Source organism: Ruegeria sp. BJ5, from assembly GCF_056537865.1.
The window spans coordinates 1463390-1478449 of sequence record NZ_JBQFSH010000001.1; the positions used below are offsets into that span (position 1 = coordinate 1463390).

At 61.6% G+C, this 15060-nt stretch carries 12 protein-coding genes; 7 read left to right on the top strand and 5 right to left on the bottom strand.

Annotated elements, in window-relative coordinates; all coding sequences use genetic code 11:
* The first annotated feature begins 35 nt into the window (after nt 1-35).
* Nucleotides 36-3101, top strand: a complete 3066-nt coding sequence (locus ACR0NY_RS07285; protein WP_170368902.1) for an aminotransferase class III-fold pyridoxal phosphate-dependent enzyme — start codon at nt 36-38, stop codon at nt 3099-3101.
* A gap of 43 nt (nt 3102-3144) precedes the next feature.
* Here ACR0NY_RS07285 and ACR0NY_RS07290 read toward each other — a convergent pair whose 3' ends face one another.
* A complete protein-coding gene (locus ACR0NY_RS07290; RefSeq protein WP_170368903.1) occupies nt 3145-3621 on the bottom strand; it encodes a hypothetical protein in 477 nt (158 codons plus the stop codon).
* Nucleotides 3618-3785 carry a hemin uptake protein HemP gene (gene hemP / locus ACR0NY_RS07295; RefSeq protein ID WP_005978533.1) on the bottom strand — a complete coding sequence of 56 codons (168 nt, stop codon included), beginning with the start codon at nt 3783-3785 and terminating at the stop codon, nt 3618-3620. The genes ACR0NY_RS07290 and hemP overlap by 4 nt, the downstream gene beginning before the upstream one ends.
* A 220-nt stretch (nt 3786-4005) precedes the next feature.
* Between hemP and gph the strand changes: the two genes are divergently transcribed.
* Nucleotides 4006-4680 carry a phosphoglycolate phosphatase gene (gene gph, locus ACR0NY_RS07300; protein WP_170368904.1) on the top strand — a complete coding sequence of 225 codons (675 nt, stop codon included), beginning with the start codon at nt 4006-4008 and terminating at the stop codon, nt 4678-4680.
* A gap of 225 nt (nt 4681-4905) precedes the next feature.
* On the opposite strand, the gene ACR0NY_RS07305 is transcribed toward gph, so the two are convergent.
* Together ACR0NY_RS07305 and ACR0NY_RS07310 are read right to left on the bottom strand one after the other, a co-directional pair.
* Nucleotides 4906-6153 carry an acetate/propionate family kinase gene (locus tag ACR0NY_RS07305; protein ID WP_170368905.1) on the bottom strand — a complete coding sequence of 416 codons (1248 nt, stop codon included), beginning with the start codon at nt 6151-6153 and terminating at the stop codon, nt 4906-4908.
* Nucleotides 6150-7538, bottom strand: a complete 1389-nt coding sequence (locus tag ACR0NY_RS07310; RefSeq protein WP_170368906.1) for a bifunctional enoyl-CoA hydratase/phosphate acetyltransferase — start codon at nt 7536-7538, stop codon at nt 6150-6152. The genes ACR0NY_RS07305 and ACR0NY_RS07310 overlap by 4 nt, the downstream gene beginning before the upstream one ends.
* A gap of 386 nt (nt 7539-7924) precedes the next feature.
* Between ACR0NY_RS07310 and ACR0NY_RS07315 the strand changes: the two genes are divergently transcribed.
* A complete protein-coding gene (locus tag ACR0NY_RS07315; protein WP_254432912.1) occupies nt 7925-9127 on the top strand; it encodes an APC family permease in 1203 nt (400 codons plus the stop codon).
* A gap of 44 nt (nt 9128-9171) precedes the next feature.
* On the opposite strand, the gene ACR0NY_RS07320 is transcribed toward ACR0NY_RS07315, so the two are convergent.
* Nucleotides 9172-10767, bottom strand: a complete 1596-nt coding sequence (locus tag ACR0NY_RS07320) for a GMC family oxidoreductase (protein WP_170368907.1) — start codon at nt 10765-10767, stop codon at nt 9172-9174.
* Between the two features lie 108 nt (nt 10768-10875).
* Here ACR0NY_RS07320 and ACR0NY_RS07325 point away from each other — a divergent pair, with 108 nt between their 5' ends.
* From ACR0NY_RS07325 to ACR0NY_RS07340, 4 genes are all read left to right on the top strand, one after another.
* Nucleotides 10876-12114: a TRAP transporter substrate-binding protein gene (locus ACR0NY_RS07325; protein WP_093962894.1), complete on the top strand. Its 1239-nt coding sequence runs from the start codon at nt 10876-10878 to the stop codon at nt 12112-12114.
* Between the two features lie 66 nt (nt 12115-12180).
* Nucleotides 12181-12846 (top strand): TRAP transporter small permease, encoded by a 666-nt coding sequence (locus ACR0NY_RS07330; RefSeq protein WP_093962895.1) that lies wholly within the window; start codon nt 12181-12183, stop codon nt 12844-12846.
* Nucleotides 12846-14204, top strand: a complete 1359-nt coding sequence (locus tag ACR0NY_RS07335; protein WP_093962896.1) for a TRAP transporter large permease — start codon at nt 12846-12848, stop codon at nt 14202-14204. Before ACR0NY_RS07330 ends, ACR0NY_RS07335 begins: the two co-directional genes overlap by 1 nt.
* A gap of 11 nt (nt 14205-14215) precedes the next feature.
* Nucleotides 14216-14995: an IclR family transcriptional regulator gene (locus tag ACR0NY_RS07340; protein ID WP_170337418.1), complete on the top strand. Its 780-nt coding sequence runs from the start codon at nt 14216-14218 to the stop codon at nt 14993-14995.
* Nucleotides 14996-15060: the final 65 nt, after the last annotated feature.

Sequence of the window (15060 nt, forward strand, 5' to 3'; positions counted from 1 at the left end):
AAGAGGGCCCCGGCGCGCGCGGGGCGGAAGTTTGAATGAATGATGTCAGTGAGTTTTGGGCGGCCGCGCTGCGGCGGGTCTGGGGACTGGACGCCCGGCTCTCGCGGCTGGATGGCGAGTATGACCTGAATTTCCTGGTGCAGGCCACCAATGGTCGGGACTATGTTCTGAAGGTCATGCGGGCCGGGTGTGACCCGCAATTGGTGGATCTGCAGATCAAGGCGTTGGAGCATATCGCGGCCGAGGCCCCCGGGCTGCCGTTTCCCAAGGTGATCCCCGGGCTGGACGGAGGTTTGCTGCCGCAGATCGACGACGACGCGGGGCGGCCGCGGCTGGCGTGGCTGTTGGAGCGGCTGCCGGGCCGCTGCTATGCCAAGACGGCGCCGAAATCCGAGGACCTGATCCTGAAACTGGGCCGGGTATTGGGGGCGACCGATCGGGCGCTGGAGCGGTTTTCGCATCCCGGCCTGGAGCGGCCGGAGTTCAAATGGGACCTGACCCAGGCCCGCTGGATCGCTGACAAGCTGGATGCGGTTGCCGACCCGGATCGTGCAGCCCTTCTGCGCGAGATTTGCGCGCAGTTCGATGCCGTCTCGGACATGCTGGCCGAGTTACCCCGGCAAGCCATCCACAATGACGTGAATGACTACAACATCCTGGTCGAAGGTGAGCTGTCGGAGCGCCGGCAGGTTTCGGGCCTGATCGATCTGGGTGACATGTGCGCCGCACCGCGGGTGTGCGAACTGGCGATCGCCGGGGCGTATGTGGTGCTGGATCACCCCCGCCCCGAACGGGCGCTGGCCGCGCTGGTGCGGGGCTATCACGCCGCAAACCGGCTGCGCCCGCAGGAAGTGGACCTGATCTGGCCCCTGCTGCGGATGCGGCTGGCCGTGTCTGTCGTCAACTCCACGCTGATGGCCGCCGAAAACCCGGACGACCCGTATGTGACGATCAGCCAGGCACCGGCCTGGCGGTTCCTCCAGGATGGTTCGGTTAATGGCGAGCTGATGCCCGCGCGGCTGCGGGCGGCCTGCGGGCTGCCCGTCACCGACGGGGCCGAGCGCATTCACGCGTACCTGTCCGAACATCGTGGTCAATTTGCGCAGCTGTTGGGACAGGATCTGTCGGACGTTCCGATGGGTTCGCTGTCGGTCGAAAACTCGACCTGGCCGCAGAACCCGTATCACATGCCGCTGGACGAGGCCGCGCGGGTGGGCGCGGAATTCGGCGACGGGTTGTGGCTGGGCTATTACAACGAACCGCGCCTGATCTATGCCGAGCCGACGTTCCGCAAGGGTCCGTGGAAGGCGTCGGACCGGCGCACGGTGCATCTGGCGGTGGATGTGTTCGCGCCGGCGGGGACGCCTTTGCTGGCACCGCTGAGCGGTCGGGTCGAGGCGGTCGAGAACCGGGCGAACCATCTGGACTATGGCGGCGTGGTGATCCTGCATCACGAAACCCCCGAGGGTGACTCGTTCTATACGCTGTACGGGCATCTGGACCCCGAGGTCTGTGACCGGCTGAAACCCGGCGATCCGGTGGCGCAGGGGGCGGCGTTCGCCCGGCTGGGCGATGCTGGCCAGAACGGCGGCTGGGCGCCGCATGTGCATTTCCAGCTGGCCCTGACCACGACCGGCATGCAGGCCGACTGGCCAGGCGTCGCCGACCCGAACGAGCTGGACCTGTGGCACGCGGTCTGCCCGAACCCGGCGGCCCTGCTGAACCTGCCGGACGAGAAGGTCTTCTATCGCCCGACCGACAAGGCCGAGATCCTGAACAAACGGCGGGCGCATTTCGGCGGCAACCTGAGCCTGACATATGACGACCCGGTGATGCTGGTGCGCGGCTGGAAGCATCACCTGTTTGACGAATGGGGGCGGCCCTATCTTGACGCCTACAACAACGTGCCGCATGTGGGGCACGCGCATCCGCTCATTCAGGCCGTGGTGGCAGATCAGTTGAAGCGGATGAATTCGAACACCCGCTATCTGCATCCCGCGCAGGTGGAATTTGCCGACAAGCTGCTGTCGAAGCTGCCCGACCACCTGCAGGTGTGCTTCTTCGTCAATTCGGGCACCGAGGCCAACGAGCTGGCCCTGCGTCTGGCGCGGGCGCATAGCGGGGCCAAGGGCATGGTGACGCCCGATCACGGCTATCACGGCAACACCAATGCGGCGGTGGCCATTTCGGCCTACAAGTTCAACAAGCCCGGCGGCGTGGGTCAGGCCGATTGGGTCGAACTGGTCGAGGTGGCCGACGATTATCGCGGCCGGTTCAAACGCGACGACCCCGACCGCGCGCGCAAATATGCCGACCTTGTGGACGACGCGATTGCCGCCCTTCAGCGCAAGGGGCACGGGGTGGCCGGCTTCATCGCCGAGACCTTCCCCTCGGTCGGGGGGCAGATCATCCCGCCCAAGGGCTATCTGCCAGCGGTCTATGAAAAGATCCGCGCCGCCGGTGGCGTCTGCATCGCCGACGAGGTGCAGACGGGCCTGGGCCGGCTGGGCGAGTACTACTTCGGATTCGAACACCAGGGCGCGTCGCCCGATATCGTGGTTCTGGGCAAGCCCATCGGCAACGGCCACCCTCTGGGCGTGCTGGTCACAACGCGCGAGATCGCCGACAGTTTCGACAACGGGATCGAGTTCTTCTCGACCTTCGGCGGCTCGACCCTGTCTTGCCGGATCGGCAAAGAGGTGCTGGACATCGTCGATGACGAGGGCCTGCAGGAGAATGCCCGCATGATGGGCGCACGGCTGATGGATGGTCTGCGCGCGATCGAAGCCGAGTTCGCCTGCGTGGGTGATGTGCGGGGCATGGGCCTGTTTCTTGGGGTCGAACTGATCAACCCCGACGGCTCGGAAGGCACCGAGATCTGCCGATACGTCAAGAACCGGATGCGGGACCACCGCATCCTGATCGGCAGCGAGGGGCCGAAGGATAACATCCTGAAGATCCGCCCGCCTCTGACCATCGAAGCCGAGGATGTGGACATGATCCTGTGGACGCTGCGGTCTGTATTGGCCGAGGTGGGCGACTATGCCCCTGCTCCGGTTTGCGACCACACCCATCACCATGACGGGTGCGGCTGCTGCTGAGATACGCCCCGGCCGGGTTCGGCCAGGGCACTGAACCGCGCTGTCAGTGCAGCACGGCCGAGGGGGTCTGATGGCCGGTGCTCGGCAATGGGATGGCGGTGGTCATACGCCGCAGGGCCAGCCCGAACTCTTCGGACAGCGACGCCAGCGCGGGCGCGAAATCGGGGCGTACGATCAAGGCGGCCAGCATCATCGCATCCTCGCGCGCCCCTTCCGAGGCCGCGGCGATCATCTGCGCGAAACAGCTTTCGTCCGCGCCCAGGCAGGTGCAGCCCAGCCCGTGCCGGATCAGGGGACGGCGGCCGTGATGGGCGCACAGGCTGCACAGACGATCCAGCGCCAGCATGGCCAGCTGCCCATGATCGGCGCCCAGCGCGATGTCGAAATCATGCGCCGTGTCGGCACGGCCGGCGGCGCCGTCGCTCCACATCCGCAGGTACATGACGGCGCCAGCCTCGATCGGGGTCAGATCCGCCAGCCGCCCGACCGGGGCGCCGCCCCGGGTGGATGCGCCGCTCATTTCGTCAGGATCAATTTGCCCGCGCGGGTGATGCGCAGGGTGTACAGCTGGTCGCCCAGTTCGATATGGGCCAGGTTGCCGCCCTGCGTCAGATCCTCGGCCTTGTGGGCCGGCAGCATCGAAACGGCATAGGCTTGGGTCGGATTCGGGTTCTGCGCGTTCATCGGGTCATCTCCGGTTGTGTTCAGGCAAAGCGCCTTTTCCGTTCAACTTTCATGGATCTGGCTGGCCCGGAACCGGGTTGGCTGCGTGTATTCGCGTTTAATCTGATAAAAATACTAAGGTATGTCAAGTGCCGGTTTCCTGCTATTCGTACACCGAACCATTGCGCCCTTGCGGCAGGCCCGCTAGGCCGGGTCTCGACACTGAGAGACGGGAGCGGAGATGACGGCGGCAATCGTGTTTGATCTGGATGGCACGCTGGTAGACAGCCTCGCCGACATTGCGGCGGCAGCGAACCGGATGCTGGCCGATCAGGGCCATGCGCCCCTGCCCGAGGAAACGATCCGGGGATTCGTCGGCAATGGTCTGCCAAAACTGGTTGAACGCGTGATTCTTCACTGCGGACTGAACATTGAACGCCATTCCGAACTGACACAGGTCACGCTCAACCACTACAGCCAAGCATCAAGTGCGATGACCAGGCCTTATCCAGGTGTCAAAGATGCTCTGCGACGACTGCAGGCTGCAGATATCGCGCTAGGGGTCTGCACCAACAAACCGGAAGCGCCCGCGCAGCACATCCTTGAGGTTCTGGATCTGGCGCAGTTCTTCGACGTGGTGATCGGCGGAGATACTTTGAAATCTCGCAAACCCGACCCCGCCCACCTGTCCGCCACGTTCGAGGCACTGGGCACAAACGACGCGTGTGTCTTTGTGGGCGACAGCGAAGTAGACGCAGAAACCGCCCAACGTGCCCAAGTCCCATTTCTTCTGTATTCGGAAGGGTACCGAAAGTCGCCGGTCTCGGAACTTCCCCATTTGGCCAGCTTCGACGACTTTGCGCGCCTCCCTGACCTGGCACTGCGCATCATAGGCTTATCTGGCACCGGGCTCTAACGCTTTGGCTGCCAAGGGATTCAACTGATTTCTGGGGTTTTTTTGAGGGGCCGGCTGAGGGGGTAGGTAGCCAGCCCCTCTTCGGGGAAAGTGGTAGGCCAAGTTTGACCTTGGTTAATCAGACAATAGCCCAGCCCACCTCTGCCCGAAATTGGGGGTTTCCCGTAGAGAGCCAGTTTTTGCGAAAAATTCGCCGAAGACCCTTCGCTGACGTCTACCGTCTGATCAATCAGGCCCCGAACCATCTGCCGGGGGCGGCGCGGCTGGGCTCGCTTTGTCCAAAAGCGTCTCGTACATGTGCGGATAGACGAAGCGAGCAGCCGCACGGGCGATCACCAGTTCCTCGTTGGTGGGGATGACCATGACCTGAACCCGGGACAACGGTGTTGAGATGATCCGGGCGTGGTCCGTATTGGCATCATGGTCCAGTTCAATCCCCAACCACCCCATGTTGACGCAAATCCTTTCGCGCACCAGCGCAGAGTTCTCGCCAATCCCACCAGTGAACACCACCGCATCCAGCCCACCCAGCACAGCCGCAAGGGCACCGAGTTCACGCCGCGCACGGAAATTGAAATAGCTGATGGCCCGGCGCGCGCTGCCGCTGTCGGACTTTTCCAGCGTGCGCATGTCGCTGGACAGACCGGACAGACCCAGCAGGCCGGATTTACGATACAGAAGTTCGGTGATCTCATCTACGCTCATGCCCTTCTGGTCCATGAGGTAGAGAACGACACCGGGGTCCAACTGGCCGCATCGGGTTCCCATAGGCAGACCGTCTATGGCCGAAAACCCCATACTGGACCCGACCGAGCGGCCGTGGATCATACCGCACATCGACGCGCCGTTGCCCAGATGCGCCACGATGACCCGGCCGCCATGCAGCAGCGGCGCGGTCTTGGCCAGATGACCCGAGATGTATTCGTAGCTGAGGCCGTGAAACCCATAGCGGCGAACGCCCTTGTCATAATACTCGGTCGGCAAGGCAAACGTATCATTGACCCAGGGGTGACTACGGTGAAAGGCGGTGTCGAAACAGGCAACCTGCACCGCATCGGGGAACCGTTCGACCGAGGCACGAACGCCGCTGAGGTTGTAGGGCTGATGCAATGGCGCGAACGGTGAGAGTTCGTCAAGCGCCGCAAGGCTTTTCGGCGTCAGCAAGATCGGTTGATCGTGGTCAGGACCACCATGAACGATGCGGTGGCCGACGGCTGCAATATTGGCCGCGGGAAATTGCTGGATGATCAGGTCCAGAACATGGTTAAGGGCCTCGTGATGATCGGCAATCCCGTCTGCCACATCACCGCCCAACGTGCGGCCATCCGACGTTTTGGCGCGGATGGTCGCGCCCGCGGCGCCAATGCGGTCGACGATTCCGGTGCAGATTGCCACCGGGTCATCGGATGGCAACGAAAACAGCCCGAACTTCAGAGACGACGAACCTGCGTTCAGCGTGATGACATGGCTCATGACCGCCCCCCGGCAATGCGGGCGGCGTGCAGGGCAGCCACGGCGCAGGATGCCAAACGCGCCTTGTCGTCATCCGCGCGGCTGTTCAGGATGATCGGCACCTTCGCCCCTAGAACCACCCCTGCCGCTTCGGCGTTGGCGATATATGTCAGCTGTTTGGCCAGCATATTGCCCGCATCCAGGTTTGGAACCACAAGTATGTCGGCCTGTCCGGCCACTGGCGAGACAATTCCCTTGATCCGTGCTGCGGCCATGCTGACCGCATTGTCCATTGCCAGAGGACCGTCGACCAAGCCTCCTTTGATCTGGCCACGTTCAGCCATTTTGGATAGCAACGCCGCGTCGATCGAGGACCGAATGGCCGGGTTCACCGTCTCGACCGCCGACAATACGCCAACCTTGGGCGTTTCCATCCCGATCGAGATCGCCAGATCAATCGCGTTTTGGGTGATGTCGATCTTGGTTTGCAGATCGGGCTCGATATTGATCGCGGCGTCGGTCACCAGCAGCGGATGCGGTTGCCCGGGCACGTCCATGACGAAGACATGGGTAAAGCGCCGGCCCGCGCGCAATCCCTGATCCTTCCGCAATGCGGCCCTCAGCAGATCATCGGTGTGCAGATGCCCCTTCATCAGCGCCCCGGCCCGGCCTTCGACCACAAGGTCGACGGCGATGCGGGCGGCTTCGCTGTGCTCTTCCGCGGCGACAATCTCGAAACCATCCAGCCTTTCGCCCAGTTCCTGCGCCGCCTGCCCGATCAGGTCCGGGCGACCGACAAGTATCGGCTCAATGATCGTTTCCCGCGCAGCCAGGATCGCGCCGCCCAGCGAGTTCGGGTCCTCCGGCGCAACGACGGCGGTCGGGATGGGGTCCATCGGCCGGGATTTCTCCAGCAACGCGTCGAAGTGACGGTGCCGCTGAACGATCAGGCCGGGAACCTCGACTTCACGGAACGACAGGGCGCGGTCCGGCGCGATTACCACGGCCTTGCCGCTGACGATGACCGCGTCATCCCTGCATCGGGTGACGGTGGTATCCAGGACCACCTCCCGGTTGGCGCGCTTTTCGGTGACGACCACACGCGCCAAAAGCTCGTCCCCGGCCATGGCACGGCCCACGAAGTCGAACTGTTGCGATTTGTAAAGCGTCCCGGCCCCGGGAAGGATGTTTCCCAGAACCGCCGAGATCAGCGCGCCCACGAACAGCGATGGCGCTACCGCCTCGGGCCGATCGTCTCCGTCCCCGTCTTCATGGGCCAGGTGCAGCGGGTTGTGATTGCCCGAATTCGCGGCAAAGGCATAAAAATCATCCTCGGTGCACAAACGTTTCAGTTCGGCCGTGTCCCCGATGTTGAGCTGATCATAGGGTTTGTTGTGATACTGCATCTGGTTCAACCTGCGAATGCTGCGCGCCGAACGCGGCCATGCAAGGGCCGAGCGACCGGAGCTGTGTTGCCCGGAACCTGATGGATTACACGCGAAATGTCCAACTCATACCCCGGCACGTCACGTCATATTGGCGTGCAGGAAGACCTTTCACGAAAGATGGAACAAGACGTTGACAGCCAGCCGGTTTTTTGGGCGCGCGGGCCATCTGGCTTCGGAAAAGGCGATGGAACGCGGCATAACCAAGCGCCAGAGTTGAACGGGATACCGCTGATTGGTAAATCTGAGCGACCTTGGATGCCGGTACACATACCATGATCGCCTCTTCAGCGATTGCCCCCCACCAGCGGCGTCCCGAAGAGCACTAGCGAGGCAGAACCCTTCCCTTGACGACCGAGTTGCAGAATACGCTGATCCTGTCCGCGGTCGTGGTGGTCTTGGCCATTCTGGTTTGGCCGGGTGTCGCCAATTCCCGGATGTGGCGAGCTTCGATCACCCCGTTGGCGTCGATCATCGGCAGCGGGTTCCTTGTTCTTGGTCCGATCCTGGACGTCAGTTTTGGCGATCTGGCCCCGCTTGCCATGCTGGGCCTCTGCGCCGCGGCCTGGGGGTTCGGAAGCGCAATTCGATACAACATCCGCGACATGGCGCACAGATCCGACCGCGGCGCCGGTATCGAGCGGGCCGAAAGAGTCGCGTCGGCAAGCCTGGCTTTTGCCTACTTCATATCGGTCGCCTACTACCTGAACCTGTTCGGCTCGTTTGGCGTGAGCCTGACCCAAGTGGACGACGCGTTCCATGCCCGCCTTGTGACCTCTGGCGTACTTGTGCTGATCCTTTTCGTCGGCTGCACCCGGGGGTTTTCCGCGCTGGAACGGTTGGAGCAGATTTCAGTCGGCCTGAAACTGGCAATCATCGCCGGGCTGCTTGTCGGACTTGCCACGTATTTTGCCGAGCAATACAGCCATGATGCACTTGTCTTTGACCCGCCGGCCGAGCGTGGCTCGCACGCGTTCATGTTATTGGCCGGGCTGATCGTCACCGTGCAGGGATTTGAGACCTCGCGCTACCTCGGCCACGCCTATGATGCGGAAACGCGAATTCGCTCCATGCGGTGGGCCCAGTTGATCGCAAGCGCAGTTTACCTGATCTATATCGGCCTGTTGACCTATTCGGTCGAACCGGGCGGCTTGGTTCTGGACGAAACGGCAATCATTGACCTGATGCAAGTCGTCGCCCCGATACTGCCCGTTCTTCTGGTTATTGCGGCCCTGTCGGCCCAGTTCAGCGCCGCCGTCGCGGATACAAGCGGGTCCGGTGGATTGCTGTCCGAGATTTCAGGCGGGCGCGTCTCTGAACGGACCGCCTATACCGTTCTGGTCGGCGTCGGGTTGATACTGACCTGGACATCGAATGTCTTTGAAATCATCAGCTATGCGTCGCGCGCCTTTGCAGCCTATTACGCGCTGCAGGCCGGCATCGCGGCCCGGTCGGCGTCTCAGCAGAACCTGCGCCTCCGCGCGTTGATGTTTGCTTTGTTCTGCATTCTTGGCGCAGCAATCGCGGTATTCGGATTGCCGGTCGAATGACGCTCTGACCCTACCGAGCCAAAAACCGACCCCCAAACACGGCGTCAGCCGCTTCCCGCGATCAGATCGCTGGCCTTCTCACCGATCATGATGGCGGGCGCATTGGTGTTTCCGCTGACGATTTCCGGCATGATCGAGCAATCCGCAACGCGCAACCCCTCGATCCCTTTCACCTTCAAGTCAGGACCGACAACGGCGGCGTCGGTCGTGCCCATCGCACAGGTTCCGGTCGGATGATAGATCGACACCGAATTCGAGCGCGCCCAGTCCAACGTACCTTCATAGTCATCACAGGACAGATCGGCCGTCGGTCGGAACTCCTCGGAGATTTTTGAGGCCAACGGATTGTGGCGCGCAATGTTGCGAGCGATGTTGACGCCAGCGACGATCGTTCGGCAATCGGTCTCTGTCGACAGATAATTCGGGATGATTTTGACATAGCTGGCGGGGTCCGGTCCATCCAACCGCAACTCTCCACGACTTTCCGGCCTGAGTTGGCAGACCGACATCGTGAAGGCCGAAAACGGGTGCACGCCTTCACCCGGGCTGTCCGCCGACCAGGGCTGGACGTGAAATTGGATGTCCGGGGTTTGAACATCGGGACGGGTCTTCATGAAACCAGTTGCCAGACTGGCCGCCATGGTCATGGGACCGGCCCGGAACAACGCGTATTTCAGCGCGATGCGGGCCTGGTTGAACAGGCTCCGCACCTCATCGTTCAGGGTCGGCTCGTTGCACTTGAATACCAGACGCGCCTGCAGGTGATCCTGCAGCCCCTTGCCGACGTTCGGCAATGCGTGAACGGGTTCGATTCCGTTTGCCTTCAGATGATCGGGGTCACCAATGCCCGACAGCATCAGGATCTGCGGAGAGTTGATTGCCCCCCCGGACAGGATGACCTCGCGCCGGGCTTTCACCGTTTTGGTTTCGCCCGACCGATCGCGGTAAACAACGCCTGTTGCGCGCTTGCCGTCCATGGCCACCCGCGTCACCAGCGCGCGCGTGATGATCGTCAGGTTCTGCCGGTTGCGGATGGGCTTGAGATAGGCGACGGCCGCACTGCAACGTCGCCCGTTGCGCGTGGTCAGCTGAAAATACCCGACACCCTCCTGGTTGGCGCCGTTGTAGTCGGGATTGAACGGATAGCCTGCGGCCTGTGCCGCAGCGACCCAAGCATCGCAGATCGGGCGCTGTATGCGCATATTGGAGACGGACAATGGCCCACCTACGCCATGATACTCATCCTCTCCACGCTCTTGATCTTCGCTGCGTTTGAACAGGGGCAAAACATCGTCCCAGCCCCACCCGACGTTTCCCATCTGGCGCCAGCGGTCATAGTCCTCTTTTTGTCCGCGAACGTACAGAAGCCCGTTCAACGACGACGACCCGCCCAACACTTTTCCGCGCGGCCAATCAATGGAACGCCCATTCAATCCCGGGTCAGGCTCGGTCCGATAACACCAATCGACCGAGGGGTTGTGCATGGTCTTGAAGTACCCGACCGGGATGTGAATCCACGGGTTGGTGTCCGGTCCGCCCGCCTCGATCAATGCAACTTTGGTTTGGGGATCAGCACTAAGCCGATTGGCGATGACACATCCCGCAGAACCGGCACCGACAATCACATAGTCCACTTCCATGATCGGCTCCTCCCGAAGTTGCTAAAAAAATCCTATGCAAGATGCATGAATTAAGCTAGCATTTTTTGATACAAAACGTCTCAATAATTGCGAAACGGGAGGATAGCAATGGAGATCGGACGAAAGTTAAGTGGCATTTCACGGCGGGACTTTTTCCGCGTTGCCGGACGCTATGGCATGAGTTCCACTCTGCTGGCAGCAGGGGGTTTCGGTGGGGCCATGAGCCTTGCCAATCTCGCGCAGGCGGCTGAATCCACGTATGAAAAACGGTTCTCGAAAGAGCCTAAGCATACGCTGAAATTCGGCGCGGCGGGCTTCAACACGCGCAACCTTCTCATCGAACGGGCCGGCGCCATCGAATTCGCCCGCGACCTCGAGGAACGCACGGACGGTGAGATTCGCATCGAGTTCATCGGCGACAACCAGATCTGCGGTCAGCTGAGCTGTGTCGAGAAAACCCAGCAGGGCATCGTGGACATTTACGCGGCCTCGACCCAGAACTCGGCCGGTGGCGCACCCTATCTGAACGTGTTGGACTATGCCTACATGTTCCCAAGCCGCGCAGCGCAATATCATTTCTTCTACAGCCCCGCCAGCCAGCGGATCCTGCGTGAGCCGCTCGAGAAGCGCCACGGGTTGAAGTTCCTGTTCACCCACTGCGAATTGCGCGGGCTGCAGATGGGGTCGACATTTGCGGACAAGCCCACCGTCACCAAACTGGAAGAGCTGTTTGGCACCAAGAACCGCGTGACCGGCACTCAGCTGGGTCGGATCGCGATGCAGCTGCTGAACCTGAACCCGGTTCCGGTGGCTTGGGAAGAAACGCTGGATGCGCTGAAGACCGGTCTGATCGATGGGGCCGAAACCTGGGCATCGGCGGTGGCCTATGCGAACATGGCGCCAGTCGTTTCTCAGTCGGTCAACCTCAAGTTCTTCTGCGGTACCGAACACACGTCGATGTCGGCCAAGGTCTTCGACAGCCTGGGCGGCGAGTTGCAGGATGCGGTCATGGAATCGTCCTACTTCACGCAGGCCCTGATCCAGGGTGCAAACGAAGCCGCGCTGCTGAACACGGTCGGCTTCTCGGATCCGCAGCTGCCCAACACGATCTTTGCCGAGAACGGAGTGCGTGCGGCCTTCCTGCCGGACGACCAGATCAAGCTGGCCGAGGAAATGTGTGCCCCGAACTTCAACCCGGAACCCTGGGCAGAATGGCGCGAGCGCCTGAACAAGTGGGCCGGCGGCATCGACACCTATCAGGAGATCTACGACATCGCGCGCGAGATCCCAGCAGACACCCTGCCGGAAAATGTCGAGCCGCGCCGTTGGTGGATGGGCCAAGCCTGATAAACTGATTTGAACCGGCCCCGCGTCGGCCGGTTCATCCGAAGACCGACTGGGAGGACGGGGTTCATGTCATTTTGGGCAGACATTGGCGCGATATTCAGCGCCTTTCTCAGCCAGGATTCCTTTGAAATTCAATCAGCGTTGGAGTCCGACGCAGCGTGGGTTGTCGGCGCCGTCGTCGCTGCGCTGGGCGGGCTTCTGGTCATGCTGATCTATCGCAAGGTTCCCTTCATCGAGCGCCATCTGGAACGATCCGTGATGGTGTATTCCTATCTGGCCATTGCGTTGATCATCTTCTGGGGCGTGATCGACAGGTTCGTCTTCAATGACCAGGAACCCTGGTCCACAACGATTCCACCCTTGCTGTTCATGGTGATGGCGTGGTTCGGGGCCTCCTACAACGTACGCCTCAGAACGCATCTGAGCTTCAGCGAATTCCGGACCGCGATGCCACGCGGCGGGCAGTTGGCCTGCCTGATCCTGGACGCGGTGCTGTGGTTCATCTTCGCGGTCATCGTCATCGTGACCACGTCGCGGCTGGTGGCCTTGTCAGCGTCCAACTTCCAGATCGTTCTGGGCACGGACAACGTCATGCAGTGGTGGTTCCTGCTGGCGGCACCGTTGTCATTCTTTCTTATGGTCGGCCGAGTGTTCCAGAACCTGGCGGACGATCTGCGCAACTTCAAAACAGGCGAGCCGCTGATCAAGCAGGCCGTGATCGGGGCAGACTGATGGCAGACGGAACTTGGGTTACTTTGATTTCGCTCGGCGTGACGTTCCTGTTCATGTTGGGCGTGCCGGTCCTTCTGGTCATCGGCTACTGGGTGATCGGCTGCTCGTTTGTTCTGGGCCTGACGCTCGACAACATGGGCGCTGAGCTTTTGAACGTGTTCAACAAGGGCTTCGCGTTGCTAGCCATGCCCCTGTTCATCCTGACCGGAGACCTGATCAACAAGTCGGGTATCGCCCGAAGGCTCAGCGATTTCGCCTATGCCTGTCTCGGCTGGATACGCGGCGGTCTGGCGATGGCTTCGCTTGGGGCCTGCGGGTTGTTCGCAGCGATCTCGGGGTCGAACTCGGCCACGACAGCCACGATCGGATCGATGCTGCACCCCGAGATGGTCAAGGGCGGGTATGACGAACGCTTCAGCGCCGCGACCGCCGCGGCGGGCGGCACTGTCGGGATCATCATCCCACCATCGATCATCTTCATCGTTTATGGCTTCCTGATGAACCTGCCGATTTCCGAGCTGTTCGTGGCCGGCATCCTGCCCGGCGCGCTGATGGTCATCGGGATGCAGTTTGCCTGCTGGATCATCTGCCGCATGAACGGCTGGGGTCACCTGATCCCGCTGCAGCTGAACCGCGTTCTGAAAACCGCCTTCGGCGCGTGGCTGGGCTTTTTTGCCATCGGGCTTGTGCTGTGGGGCATCTACACCGGCAAGTTCTCTCCGACCGAGGCCGCCGGGGTCACCGTTGGCTTCTGCGTCATCGCCGGGCTGGTGAGTTATCCGATCAACCGGATCATGGGCGCCCGCGACGATGTTTCCCCAACGGACAAGAGCTTTGCCGAAATGCTGGTGGTCGAGGGCTTCACGATCCCCGAGATCCCGTCAATCGTCATCCGTTCGGCACAGATCACCGGGATCCTGGCGCCTCTGATTGCCATCTCGGTGGTAATGCAGCAGATCCTTTCCTTGCTGGGGGCCCAGGAAACGATCGGCAATTTCGTGACCTCGATGGGGGGCTACCATGCTGTTCTGTTCACCTCGATGGTGATCGTGTTTTTCTCGGGCATGGTTCTGGAGAGCCTACCTGTGACCATCATCCTGGCTCCGATTCTGGCGCCGATCGCAGCTTCGGTCGGGATTGATCCGATCCACTTCTCGGTGATCTTCCTTGTCGGAGCATCCATTGGCTTCATCACGCCGCCATACGGGCTGAACCTGTATGTCGCCTCGGGAGTTACAGGCGTGCCGTATTTCCGGCTTCTGCGGTATACGGTGCCTTATCTGGTGGCGTTGCTCTCGGTCTGGATTCTGGTGTCACTGGTGCCTGATCTGGCCTTGATACTACTGCCGAAAAACTAGACTGTAGCCGGATGACCGCGACGGACACACAAGACAAGGACACCCAGATTCCAACGAACCTGCGCCTGTTGCTGATCTTGGAAGAGGTCGCGCGGCGCGGGGTCGCGGTCAAACCGGCAGATCTGATCGAAGCGTTGGGTCTGGCAAAGCCGACGGTCCACCGGCTGCTGCAGACGGCCGAGGCCGAAGGGTTCCTTCAACGAGATCTGGACGGCCGGTCCTATGGGCCCGGCCCCCGGTTGCGGCAGATGTCCGTGAACACCGTGTCGTCCGAACATCTGCGCACGGCCCGACTGGCCATCCTGCGCGGAGTAGCCGACGAAATTGGTGAGACATGCAACTTGGCCATCCCCGACCGCGAGGGGATGATCTATCTCGACCGGGTCGAGACCAAATGGCCGCTGAGAATCCAGCTGCCGATCGGGACCCAGGTGCCATTCCACTGTACCGCCAGCGGAAAGATGTACCTCTCGACCCTGCGCCGAAACACCTTGGATGGGTTTCTCTCGGCCCGCGGACTGACCGCGAACACCGAGAAAACCATTACTGACCCCAAGGCCATGCGTGCCGAGATCGCCAAAATCGCCCAAAACGGTTACTCGACCGACGACGAGGAGTTCATGCCCGGCATGGCCGCCGTCGCGGTTCCGGTCTTTGACGAGAATGACCGGCTTGCGGCCACTCTGTCCGTGCACGCACCCACACAACGTCACGATCTGACAAGCCTGAAGCAATTCCTGCCACTGCTGCAGTCCGGGGCACTCAAACTGTCGGGTCTGCTTGCCTCGTAGGGTGGGCCGGCACGGGATCCAGCCGTGCGGAGGCGAGCAGTGATCTCGCCCCACCGACTTGGGCA